At 72.2% G+C, this 14,961-nt stretch carries 14 protein-coding genes; 6 read left to right on the top strand and 8 right to left on the bottom strand.

Features of this window, described 5'->3' with window-relative positions; genetic code table 11:
- Positions 1-14 precede the first annotated feature (14 nt).
- A complete protein-coding gene (locus ACF088_RS08465; protein ID WP_392374630.1) occupies positions 15-1,010 on the top strand; it encodes a D-cysteine desulfhydrase family protein in 996 nt (331 codons plus the stop codon).
- Between the two features lie 28 nt (positions 1,011-1,038).
- Here the strand turns inward: ACF088_RS08465 and ACF088_RS08460 are convergent, their stop codons facing one another.
- From ACF088_RS08460 to ACF088_RS08425, 8 genes are all read right to left on the bottom strand, one after another.
- The gene (locus ACF088_RS08460) at positions 1,039-1,722 is read right to left on the bottom strand and encodes a TetR/AcrR family transcriptional regulator (RefSeq protein WP_392374629.1); all 684 of its coding nucleotides are present in this window, start codon (positions 1,720-1,722) and stop codon (positions 1,039-1,041) included.
- A 32-nt stretch (positions 1,723-1,754) separates the two neighbouring features.
- Complete coding sequence (locus ACF088_RS08455) at positions 1,755-2,621, bottom strand: 3-hydroxybutyryl-CoA dehydrogenase (RefSeq protein WP_392374628.1); 867 nt, start codon at positions 2,619-2,621, stop codon at positions 1,755-1,757.
- Positions 2,622-2,808: 187 nt separating this feature from the next.
- Positions 2,809-3,987, bottom strand: a complete 1,179-nt coding sequence (locus ACF088_RS08450) for an acyl-CoA dehydrogenase family protein (protein WP_392374627.1) — start codon at positions 3,985-3,987, stop codon at positions 2,809-2,811.
- A 47-nt stretch (positions 3,988-4,034) separates the two neighbouring features.
- Entirely contained in the window at positions 4,035-5,207 is a 1,173-nt protein-coding gene (locus ACF088_RS08445; protein WP_392374626.1) for an acyl-CoA dehydrogenase family protein, read from the bottom strand.
- A 36-nt stretch (positions 5,208-5,243) separates the two neighbouring features.
- On the bottom strand, positions 5,244-7,334 hold the full coding sequence (locus ACF088_RS08440; RefSeq protein WP_392374625.1) for an acetate--CoA ligase family protein: 2,091 nt from the start codon (positions 7,332-7,334) through the stop codon (positions 5,244-5,246).
- A 2-nt stretch (positions 7,335-7,336) separates the two neighbouring features.
- Positions 7,337-7,528 carry a ferredoxin gene (locus tag ACF088_RS08435; protein ID WP_392374624.1) on the bottom strand — a complete coding sequence of 64 codons (192 nt, stop codon included), beginning with the start codon at positions 7,526-7,528 and terminating at the stop codon, positions 7,337-7,339.
- A gap of 13 nt (positions 7,529-7,541) precedes the next feature.
- A complete protein-coding gene (locus tag ACF088_RS08430; RefSeq protein WP_392374623.1) occupies positions 7,542-8,822 on the bottom strand; it encodes an NADH-ubiquinone oxidoreductase-F iron-sulfur binding region domain-containing protein in 1,281 nt (426 codons plus the stop codon).
- 20 nt (positions 8,823-8,842) lie between these two features.
- Positions 8,843-9,253 (bottom strand): hypothetical protein, encoded by a 411-nt coding sequence (locus ACF088_RS08425; protein WP_392374622.1) that lies wholly within the window; start codon positions 9,251-9,253, stop codon positions 8,843-8,845.
- Between the two features lie 395 nt (positions 9,254-9,648).
- Between ACF088_RS08425 and ACF088_RS08420 the strand changes: the two genes are divergently transcribed.
- From ACF088_RS08420 to ACF088_RS08400, 5 genes are all read left to right on the top strand, one after another.
- On the top strand, positions 9,649-10,800 hold the full coding sequence (locus tag ACF088_RS08420) for an aromatic ring-hydroxylating dioxygenase subunit alpha (protein ID WP_392374621.1): 1,152 nt from the start codon (positions 9,649-9,651) through the stop codon (positions 10,798-10,800).
- Positions 10,801-10,948: 148 nt separating this feature from the next.
- On the top strand, positions 10,949-12,082 hold the full coding sequence (locus ACF088_RS08415; RefSeq protein ID WP_392374620.1) for a spermidine/putrescine ABC transporter substrate-binding protein: 1,134 nt from the start codon (positions 10,949-10,951) through the stop codon (positions 12,080-12,082).
- Between the two features lies 1 nt (position 12,083).
- Positions 12,084-12,986, top strand: a complete 903-nt coding sequence (locus tag ACF088_RS08410) for an ABC transporter permease (RefSeq protein WP_392374619.1) — start codon at positions 12,084-12,086, stop codon at positions 12,984-12,986.
- Positions 12,983-13,828 carry an ABC transporter permease gene (locus tag ACF088_RS08405; RefSeq protein ID WP_392374618.1) on the top strand — a complete coding sequence of 282 codons (846 nt, stop codon included), beginning with the start codon at positions 12,983-12,985 and terminating at the stop codon, positions 13,826-13,828. Before ACF088_RS08410 ends, ACF088_RS08405 begins: the two co-directional genes overlap by 4 nt.
- Before the next feature lie 5 nt (positions 13,829-13,833).
- A complete protein-coding gene (locus ACF088_RS08400) occupies positions 13,834-14,943 on the top strand; it encodes an ABC transporter ATP-binding protein (protein WP_392374617.1) in 1,110 nt (369 codons plus the stop codon).
- Positions 14,944-14,961: the final 18 nt, after the last annotated feature.

Below are 14,961 nucleotides of genomic sequence, written 5' to 3'. Positions count from 1 at the left end.
GAAGGACGCGAACGATGACCTTGGGCAGCGGCGCCCCGCAGAGAGCAGCGCTCGGGACGTGGCCGACCCCGCTGGAGCCGGCGCCGCGGCTGGCCCGCGCGCTCGGCCTCGGGACGGACGACCTCTGGATCAAGCGTGATGACCTCACCGGTCTCGGTGGCGGCGGGAACAAGGTCCGGAAGCTGGAGTGGATCTGCGGTGCGGCGCTCGCCGAGGGCGCCACGACCCTGGTGACGACCGGCGCCGCGCAGAGCAACCACGCCCGGCTGACCGCGGCCGCCGGCGCGCGGCTCGGGCTCGATGTGGTCCTGGTGCTGGCCGGTACGGCCGGCTCCTCGACCTCCGGGAACCTCGTCCTCGACGGCCTTTTCGGGGCCACCGTCGTCTGGGCCGGGGAGGTCGGGGGCACCCAGCTCGCGGCCGCGGCGGAGGAGGTGGCGGCGCGGCTCCGGGAGCGGGGAGCCGTCCCGGCGCTGATTCCGCTGGGTGGTTCCAGCCCGCTGGGGGCGTACGGCTATGCCGAGTGCGGGCGCGAACTCCTCGGCCAGGCCCCTGACCTGGACACCGTCGTCGTCGCCCTGGGATCCGGTGGCACGATGGCCGGACTGGTGGACACCCTCGGCCCGGGGAAGGTGCTGGGCGTCGACTGCGGCGCGGTGCGCGACCCCGCGGGCACGGTCACCGGCCTGGTCACCGCGCTGTCCGGTACCGTCCACGCACCAAAGACCCTGCGTCTGCGGCGGGATCAAGTCGGCGCCGGTTACGGCACATTGACCGAGGAGTCGATGGACGCCCTGACGCTGGCGGGCCGTACGGAGGGCATCGCGCTCGACCCGGTCTACACCGGGCGTGCGCTGGCCGGACTGCGGGCGGCGGTGCGGGACACAAGCGTGGTTCCCGGGCGGCGCACCGTCCTGCTGCACTCCGGCGGGCTGCCCGGCCTGTTCGGCCACAGCGACGCCGTCGCCCGGTGCCAGGACGCGCTCACGGTCCTTCCGGCCCACGAGTGAGCGCGGCGGGACGGACGCCGGCCGGAGGTCAGATCTCGGGGAAGGTGTCGGAGACGCCGAGCGTTCCCGCGACCGCCCGCCAGATGGCTGCTTGGGCGGCGGGGAGGTCGATCCTGGGGTCGCCCAGCATCAGCCGGATACCGAAACCGTCGCTCAGGGCGAGCAGCAGTGTGCTGGTCGCGTCCACCTCGCAGTCGGTGAACTCGCCCGACTCGATGCCCCGCCGGATGGCCTGGCCGATCCACGCGTGCAGCTGGTCGTAGAGGTCGACGGCGAGATGCCGGGCGGTCTCGTCGCGCAGGGCCCGCACCCACAGTTCCTGCCACAGCCGCCAGTCCTGCCGCAGCTCGGGGTCCGTGGGCAGCATGGTGTGCAGGATGCGGGCCAGGACCACCGAGGCGGGCACCGTGTCGGCGTCCCGATCGAGTTCGGTGCCGGTCTGCGCGAAGGAGTGGGTCATCGCCTCGGCGAAGAGCCGCTCGCGGTTCTCGAAGTGGTAGTGGAGCAGGGCGGTGGACACACCGGCGTGCTCCGCGACCATGCGCATCCGGATCTTCTCGAAGCCGACCTCGGCGATCACTTCGCACGCGGCGGACAGGATCCGTTCCCGCGTTTCGAGAGTGCGTTCAGCCTTGGCCACGTGAGTGCTCCCCGGGTCGGTGTCGGTGTCCTCGGCGGGCTCGGCCGGCCCGTCCCGTCCATCTTCCCGCATCACCGCCTCCGGCTGTCCGTCGCATGGCGGGCTCATCGGTAGTGGTGGAAGCCCCGGCCGGACTTGCGGCCGAGGAGTCCCGCTTCCACCATCCGGGCCAGCAGCGGCGGGGGCGCGTAGCGGGGTTCGCGGAACTCCTCGTACAGCGACTCGGCGATCGCCCGTGTCGTGTCGAGGCCGATCAGGTCGGCCAGCGCGAGCGGGCCCAGCGGGTGGGCGCAGCCCAGCCGCATCCCGCGGTCGACATCGTCCGCCGAGGCGGCGCCGGACTCGACCATCCGTACCGCGTCCAGCAGGTAGGGGACGAGCAGGGCGTTGACGATGAACCCGGCACGGTCCGCGGCGTGCACGACCTCCTTGCCCAGGACGTCGGCGGCGAAGGTGTGGGTCCTGCGGGTGGTGTCGTCGCCGGTCAGCAGGGAGGGCACCAGCTCGACGAGCGGCAGCACCGGGACGGGGTTGAAGAAGTGCAGGCCGATGACCTGCTGGGGGCGCGCGGTGGCGGTGGCGAGCCGGATGACGGGAAGGGAGGAGGTATTGGTCGCCAGGATCGCGTCCGGGCGCCGGACCACCTCGTCGAGCCGGGTGAAGACGGCCAGCTTTGCCCTCTCGTCCTCGGCGACGGCTTCGACGACCAGATCGCGATCGGCCAGCGCGGCGAAGTCGGTGGTGACCGTGATCCGGGCGAGCGCGGAATCCCGGTCGCGGGCGGAGAGTTTGCCGGCCGCCACGGCACGTGCCAGGGAGCCGGTGATCCGGCGGAGCCCGGTGTCCGCGGCGGCCGGGCCGGTCTCGACGACACACACCTGCCGGCCCGTGCGGGCGCATACCTCGGCGATGCCGGAGCCCATCAGGCCACAGCCCACGACCCCGATGCTTTCGACTGCACTCTCGGACATCGCTCCTCCTCGGCGGGTGATCTTCCGGCACGTCTTGCAGGTCCCGCCCGGCACGTCGCAGGCCCGCCCGGCGGGTCGGGCGGGTCCCGCCCGGCGGGTGAGTGGTGCCGGGCGGGGTACGGCGGGGGCCGGTCAGGGTGCCCCGGTCCGGTGACCAGGGCACCCTGACCGGGGTACGCGGGCCGGATCAGGAGGCGGTGTCGGTGGGCATCTGCAGAACGCCCGTGCCCCGCTTGACCAGTTCACCGGCGATGATCAGGCGCTGGATCTCGGAGGTGCCCTCCCAGATCCGGTCCACCCGCAGCTCGCGGTAGAGCCGCTCGACGGGGTAGGAGCGGTCGTAGCCGCGACCGCCGAAGATCTGCACACAGCGGTCGATCACCCGGCCCGCCGCCTCGCTCGCCGCGAGCTTGGCGATCGCCGCCTTGGCGTGCAGGGTCTTGCGGTCGACGGTGCCCTCGTCCACCTCCCAGGCGACCTGGTGCGCGTAGGCCCGGTTGACCGCGATATCGACCGCGCAGTCCGCCAGCATCCCCTGCACCAACTGGAAATCGGCGATCGCAGACCCGAACTGCCGGCGCTCCACCGCCCAGTCCCGGGCCAGCCGCAGCGCCCGCTCGGCGGCGCCCGTCGTCCGGGCCGCGATCATCAGCCGTTCCTCGGTGAACCAGGACCGGGTGATGTCGTAGCCCTTGCCGACGCCCCCCAGCACGGCGTCCTCGGGGACGTGCACCTCGGTGAAGGTGAACTCGGGGTGCTCGTAGACGAAGGTGTGCATGAAGCGCGGCACCCGGGTCATCTCGATGCCGGGGGTGTCCTTGTCGACGAGGAAGAGCGTCGGCTCCCGGTCCGGACCCGCCGCGGCGAGGACGATCATGAAGTCGGCGTGGTCGCCGACGGTCACAAACCACTTCTCGCCGTTGAGTGCCCAGCCGTCGGCCGTCCGCGTCGCGGTGGTCGCCAGGTTCTGCGGGTCGGAGCCGGCCCCGGGTTCGGTCACCGCGTAGCAGTCGCGGCGCTCGCCGCGGATGACCGGTTCGAGGTAGCGCTCGCGCTGTGCGGGGGTGCAGAAGCGCAGGGCGTTGGCGGGGCGCCAGACGGTGTCCCACAGGGCGCCGGTGAGCTGCCCCAACTCCTCCTGGACGATGGCCTGTTCCAGGATGGTCAGCCCGGCGCCGCCCCACTCCCGGGGCATGTTGACGGCCTGCAGACCGGAGGCGAGGACGGCATCGCGGATGGCGGCGTGGTCCTGCGCCGTCAGACCGTTGTTCTCCTCGCAGTCGGTTTCGTACGCGGTGAGGGTCTCGGTGAGCTCGCGCGCGGTGCGCTTGAGGTCCGCCTGGCGGGGGGTGAGACGGAAGTCCATGTCAGTCCTCGGAGTCGATGGGGAGCCGGTCCGGTGAGGGCCGCGGGTCAGGGCAGGGGCAGGTCGAGGGCACGGGTGCCGCGCTTGATGAGCTCGTTGGCGATGATCAGGCGCTGGATCTCGGAGGTGCCCTCCCAGATCCGGTCCACTCGCAGCTCGCGGTAGAGCCGCTCGACGGGGTAGGAGCGGTCGTAGCCGCGACCGCCGAAGATCTGCACACAGCGGTCGATCACCCGGCCCGCCGCCTCGCTCGCCGCGAGCTTGGCCGTCGAGGCCTTGGCGTGCAGCGTCTTGGGGTCGGCGCCCGGCTGGTCGGCCTCCCAGGCGACCTGGTGGGTGTAGGCCCGGTTGACCGCGATATCGACCGCGCAGTCCGCCAGCATCCCCTGCACCAACTGGAAGTCGGCGATCGCGGACCCGAACTGCCGGCGCTCCACCGCCCAGTCGCGGGCCAGTTGCAGGGCCCGCTCGGCGGCGCCCGTCGTCCGGGCCGCGATCATCAGCCGTTCGTCGGTGAACCATTCCTTGGTGAGCTCGTATCCGTTGCCGATGCCGCCGAGCACGTCGTCGTCGGGGACGAAGACATCGGTGAAGGTGAATTCGGGGTGCCCGTTGACCGCGGAGTGCATGAAGCGCGGGACGCGGGTCATCCGGACGCCCGGTGCCTGCTTGTCGACGAAGAAGAGCGTGGCGGCCCGCTCGGGGCCGGCGTCCGCCTGCACCAGCAGGAAGTCCGCGATGTCGCCGCAGGTCACGAACCACTTCTCGCCGTTCAGCAGCCAGCCGCCCTCGGTACGGGTGGCGGTGCTGGTGCCCGAGGAGGGGTCCGATCCCGCACCGGGTTCGGTCACCGCGAAGGCATCGAAGCGCTCGCCCCGGATGACCGGGAGGAGATACTTCTCCCGCTGGGCCTCGGTGCCGTACGCCAGCACGTTGGCCGGCCGCCAGGGGATGTCCCACAGGCAGTTGGTGACCTTGCCGAATTCCTCCTCGACGATGACCTGGTCGAGCAGCGAGAGTCCCGGGCCGCCCCACTTCTCGGGCATGTTGATGGCGTAGACACCGGCATCGATCGCGGCCCGGGTCAGTTCGCGGACGGTTTCGGCGGGCAGCGGTCCCCCGGCCTCCTCGGCCTGCTCCTCGTACGGGAACAGCAGCTCGGTGTAGGCGGCGGCGCGGGCCTTGAGGTCGGCCTGTCGGGGGGTGTAGCGGAAGTCCATGGTTCCTCCGGGACGGCGGGCGGGGCGGGCGGGGCGTCAGGCCAGTACGGCGCGGGCATCGAGGGCGAGGGCGCCGTCCGGGCGGACGAGCAGCGGATTGACCTCGATCTCCGTGATCTCGGGGTGGGCGGCGGCGAGCGTGGTGAGGCGCTCGATCACGGCTGCCGCGGCTGCCAGGTCGACGGCGGGCCGGCCGCGGACGCCCCGGAGGAGCGCGGCGGTCCGCAGCCCGGTCAGCAACTGTTCGGCGCGGTCCGCCGGGACGGGCGCCAGGGCGAAGGCGACATCGTGCAGTGCCTCGGTGAGCACCCCGCCCAGGCCGACCATGGCGACCGGGCCGAACCGGGGGTCGCGGTGCACCCCCACGATCAGCTCGACGCCGTCCGTCAGGTCGGCCATCGCCTCGACCGAGTAGGAGGCGGCGCCGAGCCGGGCGTGCATCTCCCGGAAGGCGGTGACGAGTGCGGACCGGTCCGGCAGCCCCAGGGCGACACCGCCGGCGTCGGACTTGTGCAGGAGGTGGAGGGCCTTGAGGACATAGGGCCCCTCGAACGCACCGGCCGCGGCGAGCAGTTGGGCCTCATCGGTGATCTCGCGGGCCTCGGGGAAGGGCACTCCGGCGGCGCTCAGCAGGGCGCGTACGCCGTGGTAGCCGGGGTCGCGCAACGGCGCCGCGGCCGGTGGCAGCGGGCGGACGCCGGGCGGCCCGGCGGCCTCGGGCGCCGAGGTCATGGCCGACAGTGCCCGGGCCGCGTCCTCGGTGGCGGCGAACACCGGTATGCCCGCCTCGACCAGCGTCCGGCAGCTGGGGGCGTCCGGGAACATCGACTGCACCACCAGAGGCTTGGCGGCACTCGTCGCCTGGACGGCCATCTGCTGTGCGGTCTCCAGCTCACCCGCCGCGAGTGCGCTGCCGCCGCCCGCGGTGCCGCTCTCGGCCGCCGGGCCGCCCAGGCCGCCGGTCGCCGCCGAGTAGCCGCCGAAGTACCCGGTCAACAGGACGGAGTCGACCTCGTCCAGGGCGAGCAGGGCAGCGACGGTGTCGCCGTAGGAGTGCGGGTTCTGCTCCCCCATCCCGGCCAGGTCGACGGGGTTGCCCACCGCGGACTGTTCCCACAGCAGCGTTCTGAGCCGCTGCTGCGCCGCGGGCCCGAGTTCGGGGACGGCCAGCCCGGCGGTTTCGGTGGCGTCGGCGGCGATGGCTCCGTGGCCGCCGCCGTCGGTGCAGACCGCGGTGCGGGGTCCGGTGGCGCGCCGCCCCCCGTGCAGCGCGGCGAGGACGACGGTCATCTCATGCGGGGTGGCGACCAGTTCGACGCCCGCGTCGCGGCAGGCGGCGGCCACGACATCGGCGGAGGTGGTCAGGGCGCCGGTGTGCGACTGCGCGCTGCGCGCGGAGGCGGCGCCCCGCCCGGCGGTGAGCAGGACCACCGGTTTGCCCGCGGCGGCGGCCGCCTCGGCGAAGGCCCGGCCGTCGCCGAAGTCCTCCGCGTATACGGCGATGGCCCGGGTGGCGTCGTGCCGGGCGGCGTCCTCGATCAGGTCGACGAGGGTGACATCGGCCTGGTTGCCCAGGGAGACGAAGCGGGAGAATCCCAATCCGTGCGGGGCGCAGCGGAGTTGGAGTTCGAGGGCGAGGTTGCCGCTCTGGCTCAGCAGGGCGACGCCGCCGGGCGCGAAACGGTCCGAGGCGAGGTAGAGCTCGGTGGTGTTGTCGGCGATGCCGAGGCAGTTGGGGCCGACGAGGACGGCGCCGGCGGCGCGTACCCGGTCGGCGATCGCCCGCTGGCGGGCCAGCCCGACGGCGCCGGTCTCGGCGAAGCCTGCGGTGATGCCGACGATGGCGCGGGCACCGCAGGCGAGTGCGTCGTCGACGGCGGCCTCGAAGCCGGGGCCCGGTACGGAGATCACCACGAGTTCGACCGGTTCGCCGATCCCGGCGAGCGAGGTGGCCGCGGTGCGCCCCAGGACCGTGCCGCCGCGGCGGTTGACGAGGTGGACGGGCCGGCGGTCGGGTGCCCGCAGGGCCTGGGCGGCGACCGCATGGCCGTACTTCGCCGGGTCGTCACTGGCCCCGACCACCGCGACCGCCTTCGGGTCGAACAGGGCCGACAGATCACGTCCCATGGTCACCTCTCCAGCCGGAGCGCGGAGTTGGGGCAGGCCTCGGCGGCGGCCCGGGCGGCGTCCTCGGATGCGCCCGGCGCGGGGTCGGCGACGACGGCGGCATAGCCGAAATCGTCGAGGTCGATGAGGTCCGGTGCGGGTTCCTGGCACAGGCCGTAGCCCTGGCAGCGAGTGGCGTCGAGACGGAGTTTCACGGCGGTCGTCCTTTCAGCGGGGGGAGGCGGCGGAGCGCGGGCGGGGCACGGCAGGGTGGGCGACGTGCGGGACGGGCACGGTGAGCCGGCCGGCGTCGGCGGGCGCGGCGCAGCCCGGGCAGGGGGCGTCGAGGTGGGAGCGGACCAGGTCGGGGAAGGCGCGCAGCAGGCTGCCGGCCGTGCCCGCCGCGGCGTCGAGCAGACCGCAGGCGCCGCGGCCGGGCAGTGTGGTGGACCAGCGCTGCAGCCGGGTGAGGAGGTCCGGGTCGGCGGTGCCGTTCGTCAAGGCGCCGACGGCGTCGCGGACGGAGCCGGTGCCCGCGACGCAGATGCCGCACTGCCGGGCGCTCTCGGCGGCGAGATGGGCGACGGCGGCGGAGGCGAGGGACACCGGGCACTCGTCGGGGGCGAGGAAGCGGATCGCTCCGCAGCCCAGGGCCGTGCCCGCGGCCGCGAGGGTGTCGGGGTCCAGCGCGAGGTCGAGCTGGCCGGGGCCGATCAGCCCGCCGAAGAGACCTCCCATGAGGGCGCCGCCCGGCTCGGGGGTGCCCTGGGCCTGCGCCAGGGTCCGCAGGGTGCAGCCGTAGGGCACCTCGACGAGCAGGGGTGCGGCGCCGGCGCCCGCGAGCGTCACCAGAGTGGCGCGGGCCGTGCGGTGCCGGCGGTCCGGTTGCGCGGCGATGAGCGCGATCCGGGCCAGGGTCTCGACGTTGGCGACGAAGGTGGGTGCGCCGCCGACGCCCTGTTGGTAGGGGCGGGGCGGTTTGGCGGTGGGGAGGGCGGGGCCGCCGTTGATCCGGCGGACCACGGCGGTCTCCTCCCCCGCGACATAGGTGTGCGGGGTGTCGACGACGTCGCACGGCAGCCGAGGTGCCCGTTCGGCGAGCGCACGGCGGATGCGTTCGCCCGCCGCGGTGTCGGAGACATAGACGTAGCCGCGTTCCGCCCCGGTGATCTCCGCGGCCCGCGCCAGCCCGTCCAGGACCAGATGCGGGCGGGCCCGCAGCAGCCAGCGGTCCTTGACGGAGCCGGGCTCCCCTTCCTCTCCGTTCGCCACCACCACCGGGCGGGGCCCGGCATCGCGGACGGCGCGGAGTTTCGCCGCGGTGGGGTAGCCGGCGCCACCGCGTCCGCGCAGGCCGGCGGCGGCGATCCGGTCGAGGAGCTCGGACGCTCCGGTTGCCTTGCGGTAGCCGCCGGTGGCCAGGTACGCCCTGGCGTCCTCGGTCACGCCGGGCATGGCGCCGAGCACGGAGGGGGTCCCCTGCGGTATGAGCGAGTCGGTCCCGGTCATCCTCGGTCTCTCGGTCCCGGTCATCCTTGGTCTCCGTCCGGTGGGGTGGTGCGCAAAGTGCGCACCGCGCGTTCCAGGGCGCTGCGGTCCGCGGCCGTCCGGTCGTACCCCGGTCCGGGGAGGCCGATGAGCATGCGGTGGTGGTCGAGCACGACCTCTGCCGCACGGAGTGCGGCCCGGCGGTCGCCGGGGCGGGTGCGGCCGGCGACCGCGGTCACCAGGTCGGTCACCTCGGCGAGATAGCGGAGCCAGCCGTGCTGGGTGCCGTGCAGGATCAGGCGCTCGACGCGGCGGTGTTCGGCCGCGGTGGCCTCCGCGGGGGCGTCCGTGATCCGCCGCGCGGCGGTGCGCAGGGCCGCGACGGTGGCGGGCAGCTCCCGTTCGGGTTCGGGGGTGAGCCCGAGCCAGATCAGGTTCCGACGACCGCTCATGCGTGCCTCCGGGGAGAGGGGTGGGGTGCGGACTCGGGCCGGGGCGGCCGGGTGGGACGGTGCCGTGTCCCGGTGCCGGGGTGACGTGCCGGTGACGTGCCGGTGCGGTGCCGGTGCGGGGTTCGGCCCGCGGATCGGGGCGCGGCGCGCCCGCTCGCTGCCGCCCGCTCGCTGCCCGGGATCCGTGCGGCGGAGCGCCGGAGCAGCGCTGCCACTAAGCTAACTAATCAATTAGTCAGGACACAAGTCTTGACTTCGTCGAAACCCGCCAGCAATCTGACTGACCAATTAGTCAGCACGGATTCCGGGGCGCCGAAGCGCCTGGATCAGGGACTTTTCACCGCGCCCTGCCGCCTCGGCACCCAGCACCCCGTGCGGCATGGAGGAGTGACCCGATGCACCCCGAAGCCACCACGACACCGACAGCACAGGATGTCCCCGGCCGGGCGCTGTCCGGCCGTTACTACACCGACCCGGCCACGGCCGCCGCCGAGACGCGGCACATCTTCGCCAAGTCCTGGCAGCTCGTGTGCCACGAGTCCGATCTCCCCGGCCCCGGCGCACGGCTCACCGCCACCGTCGCCGACCGCGAGGTACTGGTCGTCCGTACCGAGGACGGCACCCTGGCCGGGCACCTCAATGTGTGCCGGCACCGCGGCACCCGCCTGGTCTCCGCCCCCGAGGCGTCCGGCAAGGCCATCCGCTGCCCGTATCACGGCTGGACCTACAAGCTCGACGGACGGCTGGTCGGTGCGCCCGAGGCACGGCAGATCCCCTGCCTGGACAAGCCCGCCCTCGGCCTCTTCCCGGTCCGGGTCGAGTCGTTCCTGGGGTTCGTCTTCGCCAACCTCGATCCGGGTGCCGTGCCGCTGGCGGAGCAGTGCGCCGGGCTGGCGAAGGCCGTCGGCCACTACGCGGGGACCGATCTGGTGCCGGTCGGGCGCAGCCGCATCCACGACCTGGCCGGCGCGGAAGTACAGCACGCCAACTGGAAGGTCGCGGTCGACAACTACCTGGAGGGCTACCACGTCCCGGTCGCCCACCCCGGGCTGATGCGGCTGCTCGACTACCAGGGCTACACCAGCGAGATCGACGAGTCCTCTGTCCTCTTCGCCTCGCCGCTGCGCGACAAGCCGTCGTCGAACTGGGCCGAGCGGCTCTACCAGCGCCTCGCCTCCCCCATGCCGGGGCTGACCGAGGCCGATCGGCGGATCTGGCGGTACGCGGTGATCTACCCCAACACACTCATCGACTTCTACCCCGACCATGTGCTTGCCTGGACCGCCATACCGACGGCGGTCGACCGGGTGGCCGTCCCCGGCGCTTTCTACACGCGCCGCGGGACGAGTGCGCGGACCCGGCTCGCGCGCCGGCTCAACATCCACATCGGCTGGATCACCAATGACGAAGACGCCGAATTGGTGTCCCGGGTGCAAAAGGGCCTCGGCACCCCGGGCTTCGAGCCGGGCCCCCTGTCCCGCCGGGAGGCCGCGGTCGGCTGGTTCGCCGACCGGGTGCGCACCGACCTCGGTGGCACGATGCGCTGACCCCCACCGGTGAGACAGCGCCATGAGCCGTCCCCCTCGGCGCGCGACGCCCCGCGCCACGGCTGACAGGTCCCGCACGGCGGACAGGGCTTCCGTGCATCCGTGACCGCTCCCTGAAGCAGCGCTCATCCCCTACGGAGAGGACCCCATGTCCCCCGAGGAACCTCCATCTCCGTCCCGGCGCGGGTTTCTGCGCTCGGGCTTCGCCGCGGCCCTCGGTCTCGGCCTGGCCGGATGCGGCTTTCTGCCGGAGGACCGCAACGCCTTCGGCGATCCGGACCAGCCGATCGACGTCAAGGTGGACGGCGACCTGGTGTATTTCAACTGGGCGGACTTCGTCGCCCCGGCCGTCTTCGACGGATTCGAGAAGGAGTACGGCGTCAAGGTCATCCAGTCGAACTTCGACTCGATGGAGGGCATGGCCGCCAAGCTCAACGCCGGGAACCGCTACGACATCATCTTTCCCACCGCGAAATGGGCGCAGCGGCTGGCCGACGGCCGGCGGCTGCGCCGTATCGACCACTCCCGGCTGCGCCACGCCGACGCGGTGTTCGGCCGGTACCGCTACTTCGCCGACCCCTGGTACGACCGCCGCTCCGCGCATACCGTCCCGTTCACCATGTACAAGACGGGCATCGGCTGGCGGAAGGACCGGATGGGCGACGACCTGGCCGGCTCCTGGGGCGACCTGTGGAACGCCCGGGCCAAGGGACAGGTCTTCGTCCTCGACGACCGCGACGAGGTCCTCGGCATGGCCGCGCTCAAACTCGGACTGGACATCGACACCTCCGACGCGCACGACCTCGCCCGTATCACCAAGGCGCTGCAGAGCCTGCGTCCCCGGCTGCGCGGCTTCTCCAGCGACAGCTACAACAACCTGCTCAACGGCAACGCGGTGATGACCCAGGCCTGGAGCGGCGACATGGCCGCCATGCTCGGACAGGCCAAGGACCCGTCCGTGCTCGGCTTCGAAGTGGCCCGGGAGGGCGCGCCGATCAACTCGGACTGCTACGCGATCCCCGCCAATGCCCGCCATCCCGGCACGGCGATGCTCTTCATCGACTACATGCTCAGACCCGAGAACGTGCGGAAGAACATCCGGTACATCGGCTACCCCATGCCGGTCGGCGGCAGCGAGGACGTCTACGCCTCGATCGTCAAGCCGTTCCCGCAGTGCCTGGTCGCCCCCGGCGACCTCAAGGCCGATCGCTTCTTCCGCAATGCGTCCTCGAAGGGCGAGCAGGCCCGCGATACCGCCTGGACCCACGTGAAAGCCGGCTGACATGGCACAACGCACCCCCTCCGGAGCACCCCCGGGCCGCCGCGGACACTCCGCGTCCGGCACCCGGCTGTGGACCTGGCTCATGCTCCCCGGCACCCTGTGGATGACCGGGTTCCTCATCGCCTCCCTGATCCTGGTGGCCACCCTGGCCCTGGGCACCACCGACCCCCTCGGCAACCCGCGGTTCGGGTTCAACTTCGACAACATCGCGGCGATGGCCGACCCGGCCTACCGCATCGTGCTGCTGCGCTCGCTGGGCTTCGCACTGATCGCCTGCGTCGTCTGCCTGGTCGTGGCCTATCCGGTCGCCTACACCATCGCCCTGCACGGCGGGCGGTTCAAGAATCTGCTGATCGCCGCGATCGTCGTCCCGTTCTTCGCCAACTACCTGGTGCGGATGTACGGCTGGTCGGTGGTGCTGTCCGACGGCGGCCCGGTGCTGAAGGCGCTGCGCGCGGTCGGACTCGCCGACGGCCACACCAAGATCCTGCAGAGCGGGGCCGGCGTCATCGCCGGGCTCGTCTACGGCTTCATCGTCTTCATGATCATCCCGCTGTACGCGGCGCTGGAGCGGATGGACCTCTCGCTGATCGAGGCGGGACGCGATCTGTACGGAGGGCCGTTGCGGACCTTCTTCTTCGTCACCCTCCCGGCGACCCGGCAGGGCGCGGCCGCGGGCGCCGTCCTGGTCTTCCTGCCCGCCATGGGCGACTTCGTGAGCGCCCAGCTGATGGGAGGCCCGGACCAGATCATGATCGGCAACCTGATCCAGGACAAGTTCTTCCAGGGCCAGAACTGGCCGCTCGGCTCCGCCCTCACCATGCTGATGATGGCGGTGCTCTTCATCGGGATGCTCGGCTATCTGCGGCGCACCCGCAAGGACGAGGCGGAGGCCGCCCGATGACGCTCCGCCCCCCGCACCGCCGGCACCGCCGCGGCACCGACCGCAGGCCCCGGCTCGCCCTCGCGGTCACCACCCTCTTCTTCCTCCTGCTCTACCTCCCCATCGCGGTGGTGGTCCTCTTCTCCTTCAACGGCCAGAAGTCCCTCACCGTCTTCAAGGGCTTCAGCCTCCGCTGGTACTCCGCCTTCTTCCACGACAACGTGCTGATCGAGTCGCTCGGCATGAGCCTGCGGGTCTCCCTGGTGGCCATGGCGGGCTCGGTGATCCTGGGCGTGGCGCTGGCCCTGGGGCTGGTGCGCTGCCGTACCCGGCTCGGCTCGCTGGCCGGTCTGATCATGCTCGTCCCGCTGATCACCCCGGAGATCGTCACCGGTGTCGCCGCGATGCTGCTCTTCAAGGGCATGGACATCACCCTCTCCTCCGGCACCGTGATGCTCGCGGAGATCACCTTCTCCATCTCCTATGTGACGGTGATCCTGCGTTCGCGGATCGCCGCCCTCAACCCGGAGGTCGAGGAGGCCGCGATGGACCTGGGCGCCACCCGGTGGCAGGCCTTGCGCCTGGTCACCCTGCCCGCGCTGCTCCCCAGCATCCTGGCCTCCGCGGTGCTCGTCTTCGCCCTGGTCTTCGACGACTTCGTGCTGGCCTACTTCACCACCGGAGTGGACCCGCAGCCGCTGTCCGTCCGCATCTACTCGGCGATCCGGTTCGGCGTCCAGCCCACCATCAATGCGGTCGGCACGCTGATGCTCGCCGGTTCCATCGGCCTCATCGGGCTCGCCCTGGCCATCCCGCGTCTGTTCGGCCGCCGCGGTGGCCTCGATCTGCTCTCCGGGAAGTGACACCCATGACCTCCTCCGACGCCCCCCGTGCCGGCGCGGCCCCGGCCGGCGACCCACCCGCCGTCCGGCTCGACCACATCAGCAAGAACTACGGCGGTTCCTACGCGGTGCAGGACCTCTCCCTGGACATCGCGCCCGGCGAGTTCTTCTCCCTGCTGGGCCCGTCCGGCTGCGGCAAGACCACCTCGCTGCGGATGATCGGCGGCTTCACCGACCCCACCGCGGGCACCATCCTGCTCAGCGGTGAGGACGTGACCGCGCTCCCGCCCGACAAGCGCAACGTCAATACGGTCTTCCAGAGCTATGCCCTCTTCGACCATCTCTCGGTGGCCGACAATGTGGCCTTCGGCCTCAAGCGCAAGGGCGTCGCCCGGGCCGAGATCCGCGAGCGGGTCGGCGCCATGCTGGAGAGGGTGCAACTCGGCGGTCTCGGCGACCGCAAGCCCGGCACGCTCTCCGGCGGGCAGCGTCAGCGGGTGGCCCTGGCCCGCGCCCTGGTCAACCGGCCCCAGGTGCTGCTGCTCGACGAGCCGCTGGCGGCGCTCGACCTCAAGCTCCGGCGGCGGATGCAGGTCGAACTCAAGCAGATCCAGCGCGAGGTCGGCATCACCTTCGTCTTCGTCACCCATGACCAGGACGAGGCGCTGACCATGTCGGACCGGGTGGCGGTGATGAACGAGGGCCACGTGGAGCAGTGCGGGACGCCGGAGGACGTCTACGAACGCCCCGCGAGCCGCTTCGTGGCGTCCTTCATGGGGACCTCCAACCTGGTCCCCGGCACCTATCGGGACGGACGGGTCGTCCTCGACTGCGGCCCGGCGCTGCCGGTCGGCGACCGGAGCGGCGTCGCCGACGGCAGCAGCGTCAGCCTGTCGATCCGGCCGGAGAAGATCTGGCTCTCCGATTTCGAACCGGGCATGGCGCTGGTGCAGGGCGTGGTCCGGGAGACCGTCTACTCCGGCCCCACCACCACCTATCTGATCGAACTCGCCCCCGGCGTCACGGTGTCGGTACTGGAGCAGAACACCGACCGTTCACGTATGGAGGACCGCTGGAGCGGCGGCGAGAGCGTGGAGATCGGCTGGAAGCCGGAGCACTGCCTGGTCCTGGAGTAGGGCCTGTCTTCAAAGACC

The organism is Streptomyces sp. NPDC015125, from assembly GCF_043080045.1.
Taxonomy (GTDB): domain Bacteria; phylum Actinomycetota; class Actinomycetes; order Streptomycetales; family Streptomycetaceae; genus Streptomyces.
This window is presented reverse-complemented; position numbering and strand designations above follow the sequence as displayed.

Excerpts from the sequence above, each read along its gene's own strand:
- ACF088_RS08465 (WP_392374630.1), top strand. The coding sequence starts at position 15 with ATGACCTTGGGCAGCGGCGCCCCGCAGAGAGCAGCGCTCGGGACGTGG.
- ACF088_RS08460 (WP_392374629.1), bottom strand. The coding sequence starts at position 1,722 with ATGCGGGAAGATGGACGGGACGGGCCGGCCGAGCCCGCCGAGGACACC.
- ACF088_RS08455 (WP_392374628.1), bottom strand. The coding sequence starts at position 2,621 with ATGTCCGAGAGTGCAGTCGAAAGCATCGGGGTCGTGGGCTGTGGCCTG.
- ACF088_RS08450 (WP_392374627.1), bottom strand. The coding sequence starts at position 3,987 with ATGGACTTCCGTCTCACCCCCCGCCAGGCGGACCTCAAGCGCACCGCG.
- ACF088_RS08445 (WP_392374626.1), bottom strand. The coding sequence starts at position 5,207 with ATGGACTTCCGCTACACCCCCCGACAGGCCGACCTCAAGGCCCGCGCC.
- ACF088_RS08440 (WP_392374625.1), bottom strand. The coding sequence starts at position 7,334 with ATGGGACGTGATCTGTCGGCCCTGTTCGACCCGAAGGCGGTCGCGGTG.
- ACF088_RS08430 (WP_392374623.1), bottom strand. The coding sequence starts at position 8,822 with ATGACCGGGACCGACTCGCTCATACCGCAGGGGACCCCCTCCGTGCTC.
- ACF088_RS08425 (WP_392374622.1), bottom strand. The coding sequence starts at position 9,253 with ATGAGCGGTCGTCGGAACCTGATCTGGCTCGGGCTCACCCCCGAACCC.
- ACF088_RS08420 (WP_392374621.1), top strand. The coding sequence starts at position 9,649 with ATGCACCCCGAAGCCACCACGACACCGACAGCACAGGATGTCCCCGGC.
- ACF088_RS08415 (WP_392374620.1), top strand. The coding sequence starts at position 10,949 with ATGTCCCCCGAGGAACCTCCATCTCCGTCCCGGCGCGGGTTTCTGCGC.
- ACF088_RS08410 (WP_392374619.1), top strand. The coding sequence starts at position 12,084 with ATGGCACAACGCACCCCCTCCGGAGCACCCCCGGGCCGCCGCGGACAC.
- ACF088_RS08405 (WP_392374618.1), top strand. The coding sequence starts at position 12,983 with ATGACGCTCCGCCCCCCGCACCGCCGGCACCGCCGCGGCACCGACCGC.
- ACF088_RS08400 (WP_392374617.1), top strand. The coding sequence starts at position 13,834 with ATGACCTCCTCCGACGCCCCCCGTGCCGGCGCGGCCCCGGCCGGCGAC.